This is a genomic window from Shimia sp. MIT910701 (assembly GCF_047126315.1).
Classification (GTDB): Bacteria; Pseudomonadota; Alphaproteobacteria; order Rhodobacterales; family Rhodobacteraceae; genus Shimia.
In genome coordinates, this window is sequence record NZ_CP138953.1 from 3,142,532 (window position 1) to 3,162,186 (window position 19,655).

Consider the following 19,655-nt stretch of genomic DNA (forward strand, 5'->3'; position numbering starts at 1 on the left):
CTGCCACCATGTCCCGCTGCCATCTCCCCACTTGCTTGCCGCTCCTCCTGGGAGCCACGCTTCTGAGCGGCTGCATGGCCAATATGAGCGAGCACCTGCCGGACATGAGCAAGCCCATGGGCCTGCTGAAAGCCAAACCCGAAGGCGCCGAGGCCGCCGCCGAGGTCAGCAAACGCACCAGCTTTGAGCAGGACGCGGATGCCAAAACCCAAAGCGAAATCCTCAACACGCTTCTGGCCCGCCGCTCCGTCATTCCAAACGACAGCGCGATGGGACACGTGGCCGACGTGGCGCTGACTTCCTCGCGCCGCTCCGCCGAGGCCCAACTGCAAACCGCCAAATTGCGCGCCCAGGCTGAAAACAAAAACTGGCTCCCGACCCTGAGCCCCGAAATTTCCCTCAACACCCTCAGCGACGTGATCGCCGGTCTTGTGTTTGAACAGGTGCTGTTTGACCACGGCCGCAAAAAGGCAGAGCGTGAATATGCCGCCGCCGATGTCGAAGTTGCGGCCGTCACCCTCTCCGAAGATCTGAACGAACGCACCTACACCGCGCTAGCGCTTTATATCAAAGGCTTGCGCGGTCAGGAGAAGGCCCAGGTTGGCAACAAAGGCCTCGCCCAGCTGCATCATTTTGAGCGCATTGTGCAGGGGCGTGTGGACGGTGGTGTCTCCAACAAAGGCGACCTGCGCATGGTGCGCACCAAAATCCAGACTCTGGAAACCAAAAGCGAAACCGCCGCTGAAAGCGCAGGCACCGCTCTGGCCGAACTCAAAGCCATGACCGGCACCGCCTTTACGCTGAAGCCGGTCTCCGCCCTCTCTGCCCAGTCTTACCCAGCGGTAGAACCGCTGGACGTGCTGCGCGCCCGCGCCGAAGCCGAACGCTCCGTCGCCCAAGCCACCGTGGAACGCGCCGCGCAACTGCCCGGTCTCAAGGCCACCGCCCGCACCACCAACCGCGGCAACAGCGCGGGTCTGAACCTCTCCAACGACGTTGGCCTCGGCCTTGGCACCGGCGACCGCCTGAAAGCCATCGAAGCCTCCAAAGACATTGCCGCCCGCCAGGTGGACGAAGCCCGCGAAGATGGCGCGCGCGACCGCAAACGTCTGGAAAGCAACATCCAAAGCCTCGAACGCCAAGAGCGTGAGGCCAACCAGCTCGCCCGCGAAGGCCGCGACACCTACAAACTGTTTGAAGCTCAGTTCCGCGCCGGCCAACGCTCCGTGCTCGAAGTGGTCGATGTTTACGAACAATCCGTGCTGCGTTCCCTTGACGGCGTCGACGCCAAATACGACAAGCTGCTGGCGCAACTAGAGCTCGCCCGTGATCTGGGCTTGCTGGCAGACGGAGACGCAATTTGAGCGACGGGACACCCAAAGGCAAAGCACCGGTGGTGCTCTCAATTGCGGCGGTGAAATCCACCAAAGCCGCCAACAAAGCCCCCGCGCCTACCCAAACGCCTTCCCCCGCACAAGTCGCTCAAATCAATCCAAAAACCGTCGCGGCACCGGCACCAGCCAAACCTGCGGCAGCGCCTGCGCCGTCGGATGCCATCCACGATCTGGTGGAGGCCACCGCCACCCGCATCCAACACCGCGCCACGCTGATCTCCACACTCGCCTCGCTTAACGGCGTCGACATTCCGGTCACCGATGTGGCCGAGCATATGTGGACCAATGCGCCTGGTGATGTCTCTGTCAAAGCGCTCTCTGGCGCGCTCGCCCATGCCGGTGTGGAACCCAAAATTCATCACAAGATGAAGGTCACCGCCGCCGCTTGGCCCGCCGTCGCGATGATGAACAATGGGCAGGCCATTTTGGTCTTGTCTCAGGACGAAGACACGCTCTACGTCTATGACGACAGCTGCGCCGACAATCGCGCCGAAGTGCCAGTCAACGAGTTTGAGCCCTTCTTCTCCGGCACCGCCCTGCGCGCCAAGGTTTCTTTGCGCCAACTGGCCGAGCGTCACGTGCCGCAGATCGCAGACGGCATGTCCGGCCACTGGTTCTGGGGCGAATTCACCAAATACCGCCGCCACATGGGCGAGATCATGCTGGGCTCGCTCGTTGCCAACCTTTTGGCCGTCGCCGTCGCGCTCTTCTCTCTGCAAGTCTACGACCGCGTCATCCCGCACCAGTCTCAAGCCACCCTTTGGGTGCTCGCCGTCGGCGCAATCTTCGCCATTGGCCTCGAAGGCCTGCTCAAACTCGCCCGCGCCAAGATGAGCGACGCCGCTGGCCGCCGCATGGAACTTTCCATCCAGCACCGCCTGATGAAGCGCCTGTTGGGCATGCGCTCGGACCGCCGCCCCCTGCCCCCATCCGGCCTGTTTGCCGCGATGCGCGATTTCGGCGCGGTGCGTGACTTCTTCACCTCCACCACCATCTCGGTGCTGGCAGACATGCCGTTTATTGTCATCTTCCTCGCACTGGTGGCTTCCATCGCAGGCAACCTTGTCTGGGTGTTGATGCTCGGCGGCGTGCTCATGGTCCTGCCCGCCTATGTCTTGCAAAAACGCATGATCAGCCTGTCGCGCGAAACCCAAGGCGCCTCCGCCAAAGTAGGCCGCCTGCTGCAAGAGGTCATCACTGAGCTCGACACCGTGAAAACCCAACGCGGCGAAGACCGCGTGCTGCGCCTGTGGGACGAGCTCAACGCCGTTTCCAGCCACTCCTCCGCCGAACAACGCCGCCTCAGCTCCGCCCTGACCTACTGGTCCCAAGGCGTGCAGCAAATGACCTATATCGCCACTGTGGTGATCGGCACCTATCTGGTGTTTGCGGGCGAATTCACCGTCGGCACCATCATCGCCTGCGGCATCCTCACCTCGCGCACGCTGGCCCCGCTGACTCAGTTCGCGGGCACTCTGGCGCGCTGGTCCAACGTCAAAGGCGCGCTGGAAAGCCTTGATGCCATTGCGCTTTCTGAGCAGGAAAAAGACGGCGAGCGCAAATACCTGCGCCGCGAAAAACTCGAGGGCCAGTTCGAACTGCGCGAGCTGTCCTTTGCCTATGACGAAGACAGCGGCGCCTCCCTCGATGTGCCCGGCGTGGTCATCAAACCGGGCCAGCGCGTGACTATCCTTGGCGCCAATGGCTCCGGCAAATCCACGCTGCTGAAGCTCATGGCCGGTCTCTACGGCCCCACCAAAGGCCGCGTGCTGCTCGACGGCACCGACATGGGCCAGATCGACCAACGCGACCTGCGCCGCAATATCGGCTACCTCAGCCAGGACGTGCGCCTGTTTGCAGGTTCCTTGCGGGACAACCTCAACCTCACACAGCTCGAACGCGACGACGACCGCCTGATGGCCGCGCTCGATTTTGCCGGCCTCGGTCCCTTCCTGCGCAATCATCCGCAGGGGCTGGACCTACAAATTCGCGACGGCGGCGAAGGACTGTCAATCGGCCAGCGCCAATCTATCGGTTGGGCGCGCCTCTGGCTGCAAAACCCCAGCATCGTTTTGCTCGATGAGCCCACCGCTGCGCTCGACCAAACGCTAGAACGCACGCTGGTCAGCCGCCTGTCCACTTGGCTCGAAGGCCGAACCGCCCTTATCGCCACCCACCGCACGCCGATCCTTGCGCTCTCCACCCGCACGCTGATCCTGCAAAACGGCCGCCTCGTGGTCGATGGCCCACGGGAACAAGTCCTCGCCCACCTCGCCGGAGGGGCCAACGGATGACCACATCCGAGTTTGAGAACGAAACCGGCCTCGACGAGCAACTCAAAGCCTCCCGCCTCACGATCCGCCTGATTGCCGCCGCAGTCGGGCTGTTTGTCATCTGGTCCGCCTTTGCCTGGGTCGACGAAATTGTGCGGGCTGACGGTCAGGTCGTGTCCTCCTCACGCTCCCAATCCGTGCAAAACCTCGAAGGCGGCATCCTCGCCAACCTCGCCGTCAAACAGGGCGACTTGGTTGAGGCGGGTCAAGTGCTCGCCACTCTGTCTGACACCCGATTCCGCTCCGCCTTTGACGACCTACAAGACCAGATCGACGCGTTGGAATTGCGCCGCCTGCGTCTTGAAGCCGAGATCGACGGCCAGTTCGAATTTGACGTGCCTGAAGAGCTTGCCAAACGCGCGCCCCGCATTCTGGCCTCTGAAAAAGCCCTGATCGAAGCCCGCCAGACCGACATCGACAGCCGCCGCGAAGGCGCCTTCACCCAGCTCGAACAGGCCCAAGAAGAGCTCTCCAACATGGAGCGTCTCTACAAGAAAGAGTTTGTCGCCCTGCTGGAGGTCAACAAGGCCCGCGAGAAAGCCTCCGAGGCCGAAATCCGCTACATGGACATCCTCACCCAGGCCGAGCTGGCGCTGGCGGAGGAATACTCCGAAACCCTCAAAGAGATCACCTCGCTCAAGCAGGAAATGCGCCTCGCGCAAGACCAGCTGTCGCGCACCGTGATCACCGCGCCCATGCGCGGGATTGTGAACAACCTCGCCGTGACAACCATCGGCGGCGTGGTGCGGCCAGGCGAAGAAATCTTTGAAATCATCCCCTTGGGCGAAGAACTTTTTGTCGAGGCCCAAGTCCGCCCGGAAAACATCGCCAACGTCGAGCCGGGCCAAGACGCCTCCATCAAACTCACCGCCTACGACTACACCATCTATGGCTCGCTCAAAGGCAAGGTGGATTTCATCTCCGCAGACACTTTTGAAGACGAACGCGACCCCTCTGCGCCGCCCTACTACAAGGTCACCGTCAACGTGAACGCCGACGCGCTGACTGAGCGCCAGAAGGCCATCGAAATCCGCCCCGGCATGCGCGCCACCGTGGAACTGCACACCGGCTCCAAAACCGTCCTGCGCTACCTGATGAAACCGCTGTATAAGAGCAAAGAGGCCTTCCGGGAGCCCTAGGCGCAACCTCCGCGCGATCAAACTGTTGCGCAACCTGACCGCAACGTCGAAGGTGCCACCATGACACCAGAAACCGCGTTCTCCTTCTCAGCTCTCAGCGACTCGGCACAACGCCACATTCGGGTGTTCCAAATCCACCAGTTTCTGGACCGTTTTGCCATGGGTCTCACGGTGGCCGTGGTCGCGCTGGCCTTGACCGACCGCGGCATGGATCTCTTCCAGATCTCGCTGCTTTTCGGGGTTTATTCCCTGACCACCATGACAATGGAGCTGCCCTTTGGCGGCTTGGCCGACAGCATCGGGCGCAAGCCGGTCTTCCTCACAGCCGTCATCGCCAGCCTGATCTCCCTCGCGCTGTTTCTCTCCAGCAGCAATTTCTACGTGCTGGCGCTCTCTTTTGCTTTCATTGGCTTTGGCCGCGCCCTGCGATCCGGCACCTTGGACGCGTGGTTTGTCGAAACCTTCAAAACAACCGCCCCCAACGTGGACGTACAACCCGCCCTCGCCAAAGCGCAAACTGCCAATGCCATTGGCCTCGCCATGGGCGCGATCCTCGGCGGCCTTCTCCCCGACATCCTCGGACCCTATGCGCAATCCCTCGGGTTCAGCCCTTATGACACCTCCTACGCTGCCAGCTTTGCCGTGATGCTCGGCGTGTTTGCCTTTACCAAGCTGGCCATCATCGAGCCGCCTCGCCCCAAGCACCCACGCGGGCTCATACAAGGCTTTGCCAACGTGCCGCTGGTGATCAAGGACGCGGGCCTGCTGGCCCTCAAACACCGCACGCTCTCCCTGCTGCTGGCCGCACTGGCGATCTTCCTCATGGCCACCAACCCGGTCGAGGTGCTCTGGCCCACTTTCGCCAAGCCGATGCTGGACGCGACTTTCGCCAACACCGCCATCGGCGCCCTGACCGCCACCTATTTCTTCGCCATCGCCTTTGGTGCCGCGCTCTCGCCACACGTCAGCAAACTCTTCAAACGCCACCACGCCAAAACTCTCGTAGCCACCTTTACTTGTCTCGCCGCACTACAAATCGCCCTCGCCTACCAAGGCCACATCCTCGCCTTCGCAACCGTCTTCATCCTCTATTCCATCTGTCTCGGCATCTGCGAAACCCCGGCCAGCAGCATCCTGCACCGCTGCGTTGCGGATCATCAGCGCTCCACCCTGCTGTCCCTGCGTTCCCTGATCCAACAACTCGGCGCGGCACTAGGCCTGCTCCTTACCGGGTCCGTCGCAGAGCTCTACTCCCTCTCCATCGCATGGAGTCTCGGCGCAGTGTTCCTGCTCCTAGCGGCCGTGTTGTGCTTGATGTTGGAGAAGCAGATAAAAGCTGAACAGATTTAGACATACGTCACCTCCCGAGCCCTCGCCACATTCTCGCCGCACAAATCATCAGCAACGCCAGCGCCACAGCTCCTTTCCCCGCAACTATGCCGTGACTTGTCCCGCGCCCTCCCGTACTCCTGAAGCACAGCAACAGGAGCCGCGTCCCATGGACCTCACTCACATCCTTACCTTCAATCTTGCACTGGCCGCCGCCATTGCCAGTCCCGGCCCAGCTTTCCTGATTTCCGTAAAAACCACCCTCACCGCGGGCCGCCGTGCTGGTCTCGCTGTGGGGGCCGGTCTCGGCCTCATGGCCGCGCTCTGGACCCTGGCCGCCCTTATGGGGCTGGAAGTGATCTTCACCGCCTTCCCATGGGCCTACCTCGCCGTGAAAACCATCGGCGCGCTTTATCTGATGTATATCGCCTACGGCATGTGGAAAGGCGCTCGTGATCCTTTGGCACCAACCGACGTGAAACCGGCCCATCACGCTTTCTGGCAAGGGCTGATGATCAACCTGATGAACCCCAAATCGGTGTTGTTTGCCGCCGCCGTGCTGGTGGTGATCTTCCCCGCCAACATGACGCTCTCGGAAAAAGGCTTCATCTTCTCCAATCACCTGGTGATCGAGCTGATCTTCTACAGCCTGCTGGCCTTTGGCATGAGCACAGCCACAGCCCGCGCCGCCTACCTGCGCGCCAAGACCTATCTCGACCGCATCGCCGCCGTGGTACTTTCCGCCCTCGGCCTGCGCCTTCTGTTTGGCAAATAACACCTGATAAACAAAAAATGGCGGCCCGAGGGCCGCCAGAGTTGGACAAGTAAGCCAGAGCAGGAGGCTTACCCACCCGCAATCATTTGCCGGAGCGTGTCCGCGCTCAACAGCGTCCCCACAGAGACATTCTTTCCACCCATCGCTGCCTTGGCAGACACCACAGAAACCACCGCAGGGTTGTTGCCATTGGTCAGCGCCAGAACCGGCGCGCCAGAGGCGCCAAAGTTGACTTCACAGCTCATCACCAGCGTTTCCTGCTGACGGGCCAGCACGCGGCAGGGATATTCCAGAATCGGATCGGTGCGGTTGCTGATGGTGTAGCTCAACACCCCCAGCATATCGCCGCTGGACAGGTTGGCACCGTAGCGCATGGGCAGCACAGAGTTCTTTGCAATTGGCGTGCCCAGCTTCAGCAGCGCGATGTCACTGCCCACTTGAGCTTTGCCCTTGTGGTTGTGGATGTAATCGGGATGCGCCGTGGCGACAGAGACTTTGCGAACCGCCTTGGCCTTGCCGCGCTTCAAACCAGCCTGAAACTCGATCTGATGGGGCTGGAGTTTTTTGCCGGTACGCGGGTCATAAAGACAATGCGCGGCGGTCAGCACCAAATCCGGTGAAATCAATGCCCCCGTACACATCGCCTTACCTGACAACATCAGGCGTCCAACCGCTGCCTCTCCGGGCAGCTTCCCTGTTACGTTTGCTTCGGCATGCAACACGGCTGGCAGCAGCGTTACAAGTGTGGCGAGTAGTCTAATGGCGCGCATGGTGCCTCCCTCAAATCCTTGAAATCACTTGAACAAGCATCTGGGGCAGCATTCGGACCAAATCGGTGCCATTTGCGGTCTGTTTCTGGGGCACGCGGTGTTCGACTTGGGGCCAAAACAAGGCAGTCGTTAAAATCCAACTCTCCGCAATTTGCGTAAAAATCGATGTATATATAAGGAGAGCCCGCAGTCACTGTGGTCGATGAATTTGACAATCGTAAAGGCAGAGCAAACTGTCTCTTGCGCCCGCCCTATTTTCGGCCCATTGCTGCGCTAGGATGCGCGACATGAAAGACAACCTGCATATGACGGATGAATCCTTTGCCCCTACGGCTGAGAACCAGCGCCGCTTCCGCGACGCCCTTGGGTGCTTTGCCACCGGTGTGACCGTTGTCACCGTGCCCACCGCTCAGGGTCCACTTGGCATGACCGCCAATTCTTTCTCTTCTGTGTCGCTTGATCCGCCGCTGGTGCTCTGGTGCCCGGCCCGCAATTCAGAGCGCCACCCGTTCTTTGCCGGTGCCAGCCACTTTGCCATCCATATGCTGCGCGATGACCAAAGCGCACTGGCCATGGACTTCGCCCGCAACGGCGATCCCTTCGCCACATTGCAACATGGCACCAACGCCGATCACGTGCCGCTGTTGCCGGATTGTCTGGCCCGCTTTGAATGCCGCACCCATGCGGTGCACGATGGCGGTGACCATGACATTGTGGTGGGTCAGGTGGAACGCCTCTGGGTCGGCGAAGGCAAACCCTTGGTCTTTGCACAGTCCCACTTTGGATGCTTTGACGCCAACGCCTAAGCCTCTATAATTTCAGCGCTTTACACAGCCCCGCTCAAGGTAACGCAGGGTTGCGTCTTTGACATGGCTTTTCCCCACTATTTTTGTTGTGAATCAAAGTGGGCCCTCCATATTGGGAGCATAACGCGCCAACAAATTACCCTTTTGAGCACTGGAGCCTCCCTTGGAACAGTCCGCCCCTCACGTGAACAGTTTTGACGCCATGCTGGCCGCCACCGCGCCGCTGGACCCGATTGCCACCGCCGTTGTGCACCCCTGTGACGCCGCCTCTCTGATCGGCGCGCTCGAAGCCCGCGACAAAACCCTGATCACCCCCATTCTGGTCGGACCCGAAGACCGCATCAAAGCTGTCGCAGCCGAGGAAGGCCACAACATCGACGGGTTGGACATCGTCGACGCCAAACACAGCCACGCCAGCGCCCAGGCCGCCGTGCGTCTTGTGCGCGAAGGCAAGGCCCAGGCCCTGATGAAAGGCGCGCTGCACACCGATGAGGTCATGAGCGCCGTGGTCGACAAGGTCACCGGCCTGCGCACCGAACGCCGCATGAGCCACGTCTTTGTCCTCGACGTGCCCACCTACCCCAAACCGCTTCTGATCACCGACGCCGCAATCAACATCTTCCCCGATCTGATGGTCAAAGCCGACATCGTGCAAAACAGCATTGAGCTCGCGCACGCGATTGGCGTCGACGAGCCGAAAGTGGCCATCCTCTCCGCGCTGGAAACCATTTACCCCAAGATCCCCTCCACTGTCGAAGCCGCAGCACTCTGCAAAATGGCTGACCGGGGCCAAATCACCGGCGGCGTGCTGGACGGCCCCCTGGCCTTTGACAACGCCATTTCGCGCAAGGCCGCGGACGCCAAAGGCATCACATCTCCCGTCCCTGGCGAAGCCGACATCCTCGTCGCCCCTGACCTGGAAGCTGGCAACATGATCGCCAAACAGCTGATGTACCTCGCCGGTGCCGACAGCGCCGGTCTCGTGCTGGGCGCGCGCGTTCCGATCATGCTGACCTCCCGCGCCGACGGCACGCTCAGCCGTCTGGTCTCCGCCGCGCTGGCGCAGCTCATGGTGCACCACACCCTTGGTCGGGACCTGATGTGATGCCGGAAACACAAGACGCCTTTCTGGTCCTGAACGCCGGATCGTCCTCCATCAAATACGCCGTCTATGGCGCTGATCTGAAACAGATATTGCATGGCCAAGTCGACCGCATCGGCCTGGACCCGCAATACCACGGCGGCGCTAAACACATTGACGTGCCGGTGGCGGACAACGCCACCCACGCCGAAATTCTCGACTGGCTGCTGACCCATATCGCGGGCCTCTCCGACAACCTGCGCATCATCGGTGCGGGGCACCGCGTGGTGCATGGCGGTCAAGACTTTGCCGCCCCCGCGCGTGTCACCGACGACGTCATTGCCAAGCTGCGCACCCTCGCCCCGCTGGCGCCTGGTCACCAACCGCACAACCTCGCCGGCATCGCCGCCGTCGCCCGCCGCTGGCCCGATATCCCGCAGGTCGCCTGCTTTGACACTGCTTTCCACCGCACCCAGCCGCGCATCGCACAGCTCTTCGCCATCCCGCGCAGCTTCTCTGATGATGGCGTGCTGCGCTACGGTTTCCACGGGCTGAGCTACCACTATATCTCCACCCAACTCCCGCACCACTTGGACAAACCCAATGGCAAAGTCATCGTGGCCCACCTCGGCAACGGCGCTTCCATGTGTGCCATGCAGAACATGAAGTCCGTCGCCACCACCATGGGCTACACCGCGCTCGACGGTTTGGTCATGGGCCGCCGCTGTGGCGAACTTGACCCCGGTGTGATCTTCCACATGCTACGCGACCGCGGCATGTCCGTGGCAGACATCGAAGACACATTGGGCACCAAATCCGGCCTCCTGGGTGTCTCCGATATCAGCTCCGACATGCGCGACCTGCTCGCCTCGGACAGCCCGGCGGCCGCCGAGGCCGTGGACCTCTTTGTCTATCAGGCTTGCAAGAAAATCGGCGCCTTGGCCGCGTCCATGGGCGGCGTTGGCTCTCTGGTCTTCACAGGCGGCATAGGCGAAAACTCCGCCGCCATCCGCGCCCGCATCCTGCAAGGCTGCGCCTGGCTTGGCGCGGACATCGACGACGCGGCCAACGCGGCAGGAAACGCCCGGATCACCACCGCAAACAGCCGTCTCGCCGCCTTTGTCATCCCCACCGACGAAGAAGGCATCATCGCCGGCGAAACCCAACGCTTGGTTAGCTAGAAAACATCGCCCGTCGCACAGGCGGCGGGCGCACTTCCCCGCATCACCCCTAATGACTTCCCCACAAAACCGCCCTAGCCTGCCCCCATGGATTTGTTTGAACGCTTTGTCACCCTCTGGGTTGTGATCGACCCGATCGGCACCATCCCCGTCTTCATCGCCGTCACCGCCGCCATGACCGCGCCGGAACGGCGCAAAACTGCCCTCCTTGCTGCAGCAGTCTCTGCAGCGGTCCTGCTCTTCTTCCTTGTCTTCGGACAACTGCTGATCGACGGCCTTGGCATCAGCCTGCTGTCCTTCCAGGTCGCGGGCGGCATTGTGCTTTTCCTATTTGCGCTTACCATGATCTTTGGTGAAAGCAAACCGGAGAGCGACAAGCACGCCGCCGACGCAGACGCCGAGCTGGCCCAAAAGCCCTCACCGGCCGTCTTCCCGCTGGCGGTCCCGTCCTTGGCAAGCCCCGGCGCCATGCTCGCGATTGTTCTTTTGACCGACAACAACACCGTATCGATCCCGGATCAGGCCATCACAGCCGTGGTTATGCTGGTCGTCCTGGTGTTTGCCTACCTCTGCATGCTGGCCGCTGGCCCCATCATCCGCGCAATCGGCAACTCCGGTGCCGCCATTGTCAGCCGCGTTATGGGCATGATCCTGGCATCCGTGGCCGCCGACCTCGTGATCGGCGCGGCGCTCGAGATCGCTAAAACGGGATCACTCTAAGAGACGCGCAGGCGCGTTAACCTATCGCGCCTCAAAACACGCACCTCCGCAAAACAGCCGCGACACCGACAGAATACCGACGCGCAAAACGTCGGTAGTCTCAAGGGTTAACGCACCGCGCTATAGGTCGATTTCGATCACCCCACCGGCCTCTTTTGCCCGGCTCTGACAGAGGATCACGGCGCTCTCACGCTGCTTGTTGGACAGCACAAAATCACGGTGCTCTACCTCACCGGACAAAAGCCCACATTTACAGACTCCGCAGATCCCATCGGCACATTTCACATCCACATGCACGCCGTTATCCAGCAGAACATCAGTTGCAATTTTATCCGCCGGAACAAGCAGTTCCCGTCCGTCCTTGAGCTTCAGTGTGAAGTCGAAGTTCTCAAACTCCGGCTGCTCCGGCACATTGAAGTACTCCAAATGCCGCGCCTCTTCCGGGAAGCCTTGACGCTCTGCTGCCTGCATCACCCCGTCCATAAACCGGTCCGGCCCGCAGGTGTAGACATGCCACCCATCCTGGTAGCCGCTCAGCAAGGCGTCCAAATCTGCCCGCGTGCCCTTGTCAGAGAAGTGGAACACCACCTTGTCCGCCCAGGGCATTGCCTTGAGATCATTGATATATCCGGCGCTATCTTCGCGACTTGCAGAGTAGTGCAACGCAAAATCCCGGCCCAGATCATGCAGGCGATGGGCAAAGGCAATCATCGGCGTAATCCCGATCCCGCCGCCCATCAGGAAGGTCTTTGTCGCATCCTCAACCAGCTCAAAATGGTTGATCGGCTTGGACACAAACACCTTGCGCCCTTCGCGGAAAATCCTGTGCAGGAAAGCACTTCCGCCCCGCCCTTCGTCTTCACGCAACACACCGATCTGATACTTTGACCGATCTTTAGGATCTCCGGACATGCTGTACTGGCGCAAAAACTCCGGCGCGACCAACACATCCAAATGCCCGCCCGCGGTCCACTCCGGCAACGGCGTGCCGTCCAAGGTCTGGAATTCATACTTCGTCACATCCGCCGTCATCGGCTCAACATGCGAAATCTGCACCTGCAACACCGGCGCATCCTCTGCATCCGGCACCTCATAGCGGTCAATCACACTTTCGTCGCCGGAGGCCACACGCGCCTTATACTCCTCAGCGGAAACCATTGAGTCATAGGCCTGAATCCCCGCCTCTCGATCCATCGGGAACGGATACGGCCACGGATGTGGGGCGAGCGCCGCTGGATAGACCGCCAGCGTCTGATCCTCATATTTCAGGTCCAGATCTTTCTGCAAATCCCGCCGGTTGAGTGGATGCTGCGTCGGCCGATACGCCCCGTCTTCCTCCAGCTCAATGTCCCACCACCATTTCTTGGTGTCGTTTAACCCACCATTGCCAACCGCGTCGTCCAATTTGGCCAAAGGTTTGGCAAGGCTCGGGAAATTGCTCGCCGCCCAGCGGAACGGCGCCTCGGAAAACAGCCCCTCTAGGTTCCAGGGGCAGGTCTTCATACACCGTCCACACATAGACCCGCCTGGCGTCGAAATCCGATAGGTCGCACACTTTTGACTGTCCGACTTCCAGATCTCATAGCCGTTGAACATCAGCTTTGGACCAGCTGTGATTGCGCCAGACGGACATTCCCGCGCGCACTTGTTGCAGTTCTCACAGAAGTTTTGCAGCCCAAAATCAATAGGTTGGTCGTGATCCATCGGCATATCCGTGGTCACCGCCCCGGACTTCAACCGCGGCCCCAGATAGGGGTTTAAGATCACCTCCCCAATCCGGCTCACCTCGCCCAGCCCCGACAGGAGCAGCAGTGGCGGTTGCAGCACTTCGCCGTCCATCACCGTATGCGCCTTAGCCTTGTAGCCGAGATTGCGGATCTGCTGCGCGATCACGCCGCCCAACAAGGAAAACCGCAAATACGCGCGCATGGACTGCGCCACGCTGATCCAGTCATCGCCGCTGGCGCCTTCCATGGTTTCATAACCTTGATCCACGATCATGCTGATCGCATTGTCATGCACCGGGTTGATCGGCGTGCCGGTGGCATCATGGCTGTACCACGCCCACTCCGGACAACGGCTCAAGCCCACCGCATCCACGCCAAGAAAGTAGGTCGCAGCTTTCAAATTCGCCGCGTTACGCTCTGAATCCGTTGGCTTTTTAACCTCAGCACTGGCGCCATCCTGCAACAGCACAAAGGCCCCCAAGGCCCGCCGCTGCGCCATACTCGGCGCGGCTTTACGCACGTAGTAACCGCCTTTGGCTGCATCCTGCAGCGACTTGCCCATGTCGCCAAACTGCACCCGCGCAAACATATCCGCGCGCTTGGGCACCCGCGCCACATTGGCCTCATCAATGTAGGTTGTCGGCGTCTCCACCCGTTTTAACCGCTCAAACGGTTGCGCCCCCTTCACGTAGTCCCGATTGCGGAACGGGTCCTGGTTCATCGCCGACTTGGCAAAGCCTTTGCCCAGCCACCAGGCCGGCCCTTGCGTCTTGAACCAAGGCTGTTCCGCCATCGGTGCCAACGCGCCATCATGGGCCAGCTCCATATCGGTGGTGATCACTGCCAAGCCATACCGCGTGCCCAACCACGGCGCCACCAAGGCGCCATCCTCACAAGACACGAGCCCAGCCGACAGCGCCACCTTGCCCAAATCCACATCCGAAGACGTCGCCGTATGTGCCTTGGCGCCAAAGCCCAACAGTCTGATATAATTGGCAATCACCACGGCACTTTCCGTGGCCCGCAAACAGGCGCGATGGTTCTGCGCGTCCAAGATCCAGTCACTGCCGGGCTCGCCCCGCTCCGGGTCCCGGTGGTGTTCAATCAAAAACACCAGCGCATGTTTGTGGCTCTCAATCGAGCTGGGTGGCATCTCCATGGAGTCCTTAAGATCGGCCATAATCAGGTCGATCCCCGCCGCCAAGGATTTGATCTGCCGCGTGCGCAACGCCTCAGCCAGCCGATCAATGTCCGGGTTGCGCCGCGGCTCCTCCAGCCGCGCCGCATCGGTTAGCGGCCCAACTCCCACCATAGAGGCATCGTTGAAATACCCGAATGATTTTAGGTGGTTGGCCCGCTCCACAGGATCACTCGGAATCTCTGACTGCACGCCATTGACCATCCCATCGCGCAGTGCATCCATCATCGCCTGGAACTCGCCCATGGCGTTCACGATGCTCTCTGGCTGCTCTGGACGGTGGAAGGTCAACACGGGGTCATCTGGCACATTCTGCCAGGCGGCAGTGTCCTGCCGCTTTAGTCGTTCCAATGGGTACGGGCCCAGATGCACTGGCCGCGCCTTGTCGGAAAAAAACTTGATCCCCATGATAGTCCTTCGCGCTGGTCTGCCACGCCATCCCCGGCACGACAGTTCTTAACAGGTTCAGTACGTCAGCTTTTTGTAACCATCAACGCCAGTTCGACCGGCGCGAGCCCCTCAATTGAACCGTGGATAACGTCCCCGGCGCTAACCGGACCCACACCAGACGGCGTGCCGGTCATCACCACGTCACCAGGTCCTAGGTGATAGAATTTCGACAGATGCATCACAATCTCGGTTGGCGACCAAACCATATCGCTCAATTTGCCGCCTTGGCGCGGCGTGCCATTTACAGACAGCGCAATTGTCTGATCGCCTATCGCTCCAAAATCCTTCACCCGCGTCAGCTCCGCGAACACCGCCGACCCTTCTACATCTTTGCCCAGCGACCACGGCCGTCGATGATCCTTGCCATCCTGCTGCCGGTCGCGCCGCGTCATGTCCAAGGCACACCCATAGGCGAATACCGCCGCCGCAGCCTCGGCCTCATCCGCCTCAAACACCTCGGCACCAACGGCAAACGCCAGTTCCATTTCATGGTGATAGTTCGACGTGCCCGCTGGATAGGGCAATTCCGCGCCGCTTAAGACCGCGTGGGCCACGGACTTGGTGAAATACCACGGTGCCTCACGATCCACCTCTCCGCCCATTTCCGCCGCGTGCGCCGCATAGTTGCGCCCCACACAGAAAATCCGACGCACGGGATAACGCGCGGTTTCGTCCCGCACCGGAAGGGCAAAAACCTCTGCTGGCTCAAACAGGTAGCGCAAAATCTTCCTCCACAACCTTCCCGCCACAGGCGGCAGGGATACGTTGTTTTAGCGCTATCAAACACCACAAGGAAGCGGCCTCACCAGGGTTTTATGTGAAAAGGAAGTTCCTGGGATCTGCCACCTGCGCCAAGGACAACTCCCCTTGCAACAACATGCCGCCATGATCGCCCACATAGATCACAATGCCCTGCGCCACCTCGGAAATCGTCAGGTCATCAATCGAGGTGATGTCATCATAATCCAACGAGATCACATCGCGGCCCGGCTCAAAGTCTGTGATGATGTCGCCATCCATCATGTCCTCCAGCTCAAAGGCAAAGGTGTCCGCGCCATTGTAGCCAGTCATTGTGTCGCGACCGCTGCCACCTTTCAGGGTGTCGCTGCCTTGCCCTCCATTCATGCTGTCGTTGTCGTCGCCGCCACGCAACACATCATCGCCTTCGTTGCCCAAAAGCGTATCCATGCCCTGATTGCCGGAAATGCTGTCGTTGCCTTCCCCCGCCTTCAGGCTATCGTCTCCACCGTAGCCGTACAGCGCGTCATTGCCTTCATCGCCATAGACAAAGTCATCCTGCTTGCCACCTTCAATGCGATCGTTGCCTTCCCCGCCGCGAATGGTGTCAAACCCGCCGTTGGCGACGATGTTATCATTGCCCTCGATGCCAAGAATTGAGTCATTACCACCGCCCGTCACAATGTTGTCGTTTCCTGTGGTCCCCACTATCTGACGCCCTTCTTCCGCAGGCGGTGGCGGGGATTCTCGGCCAAACTCATAAACCAACTGTACCATTTCATAAGGATTGAGAGATAGCTGAACCTCTGCGCTGTCCACTTCCACTTCTGTGACCGTGGCCCGCACATCGTATTCATTAAAGTAATACGGCTCCCCATCAATGATGGTGCTCTCTGCCTGAACATACTCGCCATCGTCGCGATACACCCCGTCAGAACTGTCGGCGGAGCGATCATACCCAACTTGGACTCCAGTAGCGCTCAAGTAACCAGAAACCAAGGATGTTAAATCCAGATCCAAATCCACGGCTTCCCCAGTTCGAGAAGCAACTTGGACCACAACCTTACTGCTGGTCGAATAGGCCTGAATCTCCATGCGACCGTCATCGTTGGAAAAATTGGTATCCAGCAGCTGCGTTCCCACCAGTTCCGATGACATCACATCAAAGGTCGCGCCGCGCACCGAGTTCACAACCCATCCATCCTCATTGAGGATCGGCATGTCAGAGCGCGTTCCCGCCAACATCGAGGTGGTGTTATGAACCACCGGCCAACCATGCGCTGCATCGGTGCCCCAACTGACCATATACTCCATCATCTCGGGTAAAATGCCGGACGAGCGGATACCGTTCTGTTCCAGATTGGTGGTGCGGATGTTCCATTCCGTCACATGTAGATCGAGCTCCTTGTCAAAATTGGCTTCCCAAATCGCATAGTCGTTAGGAATAAAGCCCTGCTCGTTGCCATCACCGGTGAACTCGTCGTAGTCGCGGCGATAGTAGTAATGCTCCACCACCCCATCGATCGCGTCGCGTGCTTCTTCAGACAGGAAATCGATGATGTGCTGGTTTGCGTCATCGCGGCGCTCGCCAAACGGGCGGTCATCCACCGAGGTGTGATACTCGCTGCCTTCATTCGGCGTCGCCATCTGCACAATGATACTTGGCTGATCGTCCTCGGACACGCCAGCCCGCTCCATGCCTTCCGCCAAGGCGCGCGCGGCAATATCCGCTTTGGTACCATAGGCTGTTTCACCAATGGCCCAATACTCATTGCCAATTTCAATCGCCTCGATCTGATCGGCATAGTCGGTGACCATAATCTCGGCAAACCGGGCAATGTCGTCGTATTTGTCCTCATATTCCTCGATGGAATAGAGTTTGGTCGCGATCACCATCGTGACCTTCACATCTGTACCGGTGTCATGCGCCGCAATTGCCGCATCCAGCGCATTGCGCACCTCTTCGCGCAGCACCATCTCGCCTTCTTCATTCTCTTCCAGCTCGATCACATTGAGCCAGTCGATGCCCTCATTTTCACCATCCAACGAGTCGCCCTGACCGGCCGGGAAGCGAAAATTCACAATATCCAGCGCCCGCGCACCTTCGACGTAGTTCTCCAGCGGCACGCCCATGTCCGTGTTCACGCTGAACACCGCATTGGCACCAAACATCTCTTGGGAGACATACATGCCTGTGCCCGACGAGCTTTGCAGCGTCATGGAAATCTGCGTGGCATCATTGCCGCCACTGGTCGGGGCGACTGTGGTGGTCGGCGACGGGTTGAAATTGCCAATCCACAGGGTGTGATCCACAATCAAATTGGTATCTATCCCATGCATCACCGCCATCATCCGACCGTCATATTCCAGGATCGCGTCGGTGCCGTTTTCATCCTGATAAATCACCAAATTGTCGGCCACTTCCTCCGCGCTCAGCGGCGTGCCATCCGGGCCCAGCAGCGTCAGGAATTCCACTTCTTGGTTTTCTGTCGAAAACTCGTAGCCATAAATCTCCACTGGTGCCATGCCGTCTTCGGTGGGCACATAGATGTCATAGGCATCGCGACCTTCCTGGCCGCCAATCACATCACCAGCATCGGCAATAAAGTGGTCATCGCCAAACCCGCCAATCGCCAGGTCTTGCCCCTCGCCACCGGCCACACTGTCGCGAGTGTTGAGAACATCATCGCCCTGCCCACCTTCCAGCGTGTCTCCGCCAAGCCCGCCAATCAGCGTGTCATCGCCAAGACCACCATGCAGGTTGTCATCTGTCGGCGCACCACTGGCATCCCCCTCCAGCAGGTCGTCGCCATCCAGCAGCCCTGTCAACTCCGGCGAGAAGTTGCCCAGCCAGTTAGTGTCAGCCCGGAAATCATCTGCGGGATAGCCTTCAATAAAGGCCACCATCATCCCGTCATAATAGACCTCAACGCCGGAGCCATCTTCAGCATCCGCCAGCCGTCCGCCATTGGCCAGAATGTCCTCGCGAGAGATGATATCTCCTTCTGCATTGAGGAAGGTCAGCAGATCCGTGCGCAGTTCCGCACCTTCCCCATGGAACAGCTGGAAATCGGTGATCGTCACAGGCGCGCCGCCCACAACCACTTCGAACTTATCCACCCCGTCCCCGCCGGTGAGCGTGTCACCGTCATCCCCAATCAGCCGGTCATTGCCAATCCCGCCGTGCAGCACGTCCGAGGCGGTCTCTTCCGCCAAATCATCCAGCGCGACAAGCACGTCGTCGCCTTGATCGCCGCGCACGTAATCAGAGCCGCTTCCGGCCACCACAACGTCATCGCCCGGCGAGCCAATCAGCGTATCATCACCGGCTTCTCCAAACAGGAAGTCGTCGCCCTTGCCGCCTTTGACCAGGTCATTGCCATCGTTGCCGTTGACCACATCCACGCCATGGCGGCCCAAAATCACGTCGTCGCCGGCCTCGCCATCGATAAAGTCATTGCCGCCGGCCCCATCCAGCCGATCATTGCCGGCCGCACCGGTCATCGTGTCATCGCGCTCGGTCCCAATCAGACTGTCGTCCGCGTCGGTGCCCGCAAACACCTCTCCCGGCTCGCTTGCAACCGGCGTTTCACCGCTGCCACCATCACCGGAGCCGCCGTCGTCACCGCCGTCATCCGCATCTGGCGTGTCGCCCCCCATGAGGTCGTCCAGCACATCTTCAATGGTGCCGCCGCCCGGCGTATCTCCTGTGGTATCCCCACCGGTAACGGTGTCATCACGTGTGTCCGGAGTGCCGTCGCTCCCGCCATCGCCCCCGCCATCGCCGCTGCCGTCCCCGCCCGATCCGGTGGAGCCATCAACAGTGGCCGCGGCCACGCCTGCCAACAAAGGCAATAAAACGCTCAAAAAAAACATAGACTGCCCCCACAGGTTTTGTCGGAAATTCGAAAAGTCGTCGGAGATAGTGCCAGCCCCTCCAGCCTACCGTCAAAATTGTGCAGAGGTTAAGAAAAATTTTATACGAACTGTTTCCAATTTCGGAACAGTTGCGCG

General features: G+C 60.0%; 13 protein-coding genes. 9 read left to right on the forward strand and 4 right to left on the reverse strand.

Annotated elements, in window-relative coordinates; genetic code table 11:
* Nucleotides 1–74 precede the first annotated feature (74 nt).
* The 5 genes from SIB38_RS15190 (at nucleotide 75) to SIB38_RS15210 (ending at nucleotide 6,970) form a co-directional block, all read left to right on the forward strand.
* On the forward strand, nucleotides 75–1,364 hold the full coding sequence (locus SIB38_RS15190; RefSeq protein WP_412550508.1) for a TolC family protein: 1,290 nt from the start codon (nucleotides 75–77) through the stop codon (nucleotides 1,362–1,364).
* Entirely contained in the window at nucleotides 1,361–3,688 is a 2,328-nt protein-coding gene (locus tag SIB38_RS15195) for a type I secretion system permease/ATPase (RefSeq protein WP_412550509.1), read from the forward strand. The genes SIB38_RS15190 and SIB38_RS15195 overlap by 4 nt, the downstream gene beginning before the upstream one ends.
* Nucleotides 3,685–4,866, forward strand: coding sequence for an HlyD family type I secretion periplasmic adaptor subunit (locus SIB38_RS15200; protein ID WP_294115209.1), 1,182 nt, complete (start codon nucleotides 3,685–3,687; stop codon nucleotides 4,864–4,866). Before SIB38_RS15195 ends, SIB38_RS15200 begins: the two co-directional genes overlap by 4 nt.
* Nucleotides 4,867–4,926: 60 nt before the next feature.
* The gene (locus SIB38_RS15205; RefSeq protein ID WP_412550510.1) at nucleotides 4,927–6,216 is read left to right on the forward strand and encodes an MFS transporter; all 1,290 of its coding nucleotides are present in this window, start codon (nucleotides 4,927–4,929) and stop codon (nucleotides 6,214–6,216) included.
* 148 nt (nucleotides 6,217–6,364) lie between these two features.
* Nucleotides 6,365–6,970, forward strand: a complete 606-nt coding sequence (locus SIB38_RS15210) for a LysE family translocator (RefSeq protein WP_294115214.1) — start codon at nucleotides 6,365–6,367, stop codon at nucleotides 6,968–6,970.
* Nucleotides 6,971–7,038: 68 nt separating this feature from the next.
* Here the strand turns inward: SIB38_RS15210 and SIB38_RS15215 are convergent, their stop codons facing one another.
* A complete protein-coding gene (locus SIB38_RS15215) occupies nucleotides 7,039–7,740 on the reverse strand; it encodes a trypsin-like serine peptidase (protein ID WP_412550511.1) in 702 nt (233 codons plus the stop codon).
* A 305-nt stretch (nucleotides 7,741–8,045) separates the two neighbouring features.
* On the opposite strand from SIB38_RS15215, the gene SIB38_RS15220 reads away from it, so the two are divergent.
* From SIB38_RS15220 to SIB38_RS15235, 4 genes are all read left to right on the forward strand, one after another.
* Nucleotides 8,046–8,546 (forward strand): flavin reductase family protein, encoded by a 501-nt coding sequence (locus tag SIB38_RS15220; protein WP_294115248.1) that lies wholly within the window; start codon nucleotides 8,046–8,048, stop codon nucleotides 8,544–8,546.
* 163 nt (nucleotides 8,547–8,709) lie between these two features.
* The gene (locus tag SIB38_RS15225) at nucleotides 8,710–9,651 is read left to right on the forward strand and encodes a bifunctional enoyl-CoA hydratase/phosphate acetyltransferase (protein WP_294115217.1); all 942 of its coding nucleotides are present in this window, start codon (nucleotides 8,710–8,712) and stop codon (nucleotides 9,649–9,651) included.
* Nucleotides 9,651–10,808 (forward strand): acetate/propionate family kinase, encoded by a 1,158-nt coding sequence (locus SIB38_RS15230; protein WP_412550512.1) that lies wholly within the window; start codon nucleotides 9,651–9,653, stop codon nucleotides 10,806–10,808. The genes SIB38_RS15225 and SIB38_RS15230 overlap by 1 nt, the downstream gene beginning before the upstream one ends.
* A gap of 87 nt (nucleotides 10,809–10,895) precedes the next feature.
* Entirely contained in the window at nucleotides 10,896–11,528 is a 633-nt protein-coding gene (locus SIB38_RS15235; RefSeq protein ID WP_412550513.1) for a MarC family protein, read from the forward strand.
* A 120-nt stretch (nucleotides 11,529–11,648) separates the two neighbouring features.
* Here SIB38_RS15235 and SIB38_RS15240 read toward each other — a convergent pair whose 3' ends face one another.
* The 3 genes from SIB38_RS15240 to SIB38_RS15250 all read right to left on the reverse strand — a co-directional run bounded on the left by SIB38_RS15240 (nucleotide 11,649) and on the right by SIB38_RS15250 (nucleotide 19,508).
* Entirely contained in the window at nucleotides 11,649–14,861 is a 3,213-nt protein-coding gene (locus SIB38_RS15240) for a 2Fe-2S iron-sulfur cluster-binding protein (RefSeq protein WP_294115223.1), read from the reverse strand.
* Between the two features lie 65 nt (nucleotides 14,862–14,926).
* Nucleotides 14,927–15,628: a fumarylacetoacetate hydrolase family protein gene (locus tag SIB38_RS15245; RefSeq protein WP_294115249.1), complete on the reverse strand. Its 702-nt coding sequence runs from the start codon at nucleotides 15,626–15,628 to the stop codon at nucleotides 14,927–14,929.
* An 88-nt stretch (nucleotides 15,629–15,716) separates the two neighbouring features.
* Nucleotides 15,717–19,508, reverse strand: coding sequence for a calcium-binding protein (locus SIB38_RS15250; protein WP_412550514.1), 3,792 nt, complete (start codon nucleotides 19,506–19,508; stop codon nucleotides 15,717–15,719).
* Nucleotides 19,509–19,655 lie beyond the last annotated feature (147 nt).

Excerpts from the sequence above, each read along its gene's own strand:
- SIB38_RS15205 (WP_412550510.1), top strand. The coding sequence starts at position 4,927 with ATGACACCAGAAACCGCGTTCTCCTTCTCAGCTCTCAGCGACTCGGCA.
- SIB38_RS15230 (WP_412550512.1), top strand. The coding sequence starts at position 9,651 with ATGCCGGAAACACAAGACGCCTTTCTGGTCCTGAACGCCGGATCGTCC.
- SIB38_RS15220 (WP_294115248.1), top strand. The coding sequence starts at position 8,046 with ATGACGGATGAATCCTTTGCCCCTACGGCTGAGAACCAGCGCCGCTTC.
- SIB38_RS15215 (WP_412550511.1), bottom strand. The coding sequence starts at position 7,740 with ATGCGCGCCATTAGACTACTCGCCACACTTGTAACGCTGCTGCCAGCC.
- SIB38_RS15200 (WP_294115209.1), top strand. The coding sequence starts at position 3,685 with ATGACCACATCCGAGTTTGAGAACGAAACCGGCCTCGACGAGCAACTC.
- SIB38_RS15190 (WP_412550508.1), top strand. The coding sequence starts at position 75 with ATGGCCAATATGAGCGAGCACCTGCCGGACATGAGCAAGCCCATGGGC.
- SIB38_RS15240 (WP_294115223.1), bottom strand. The coding sequence starts at position 14,861 with ATGGGGATCAAGTTTTTTTCCGACAAGGCGCGGCCAGTGCATCTGGGC.
- SIB38_RS15210 (WP_294115214.1), top strand. The coding sequence starts at position 6,365 with ATGGACCTCACTCACATCCTTACCTTCAATCTTGCACTGGCCGCCGCC.
- SIB38_RS15235 (WP_412550513.1), top strand. The coding sequence starts at position 10,896 with ATGGATTTGTTTGAACGCTTTGTCACCCTCTGGGTTGTGATCGACCCG.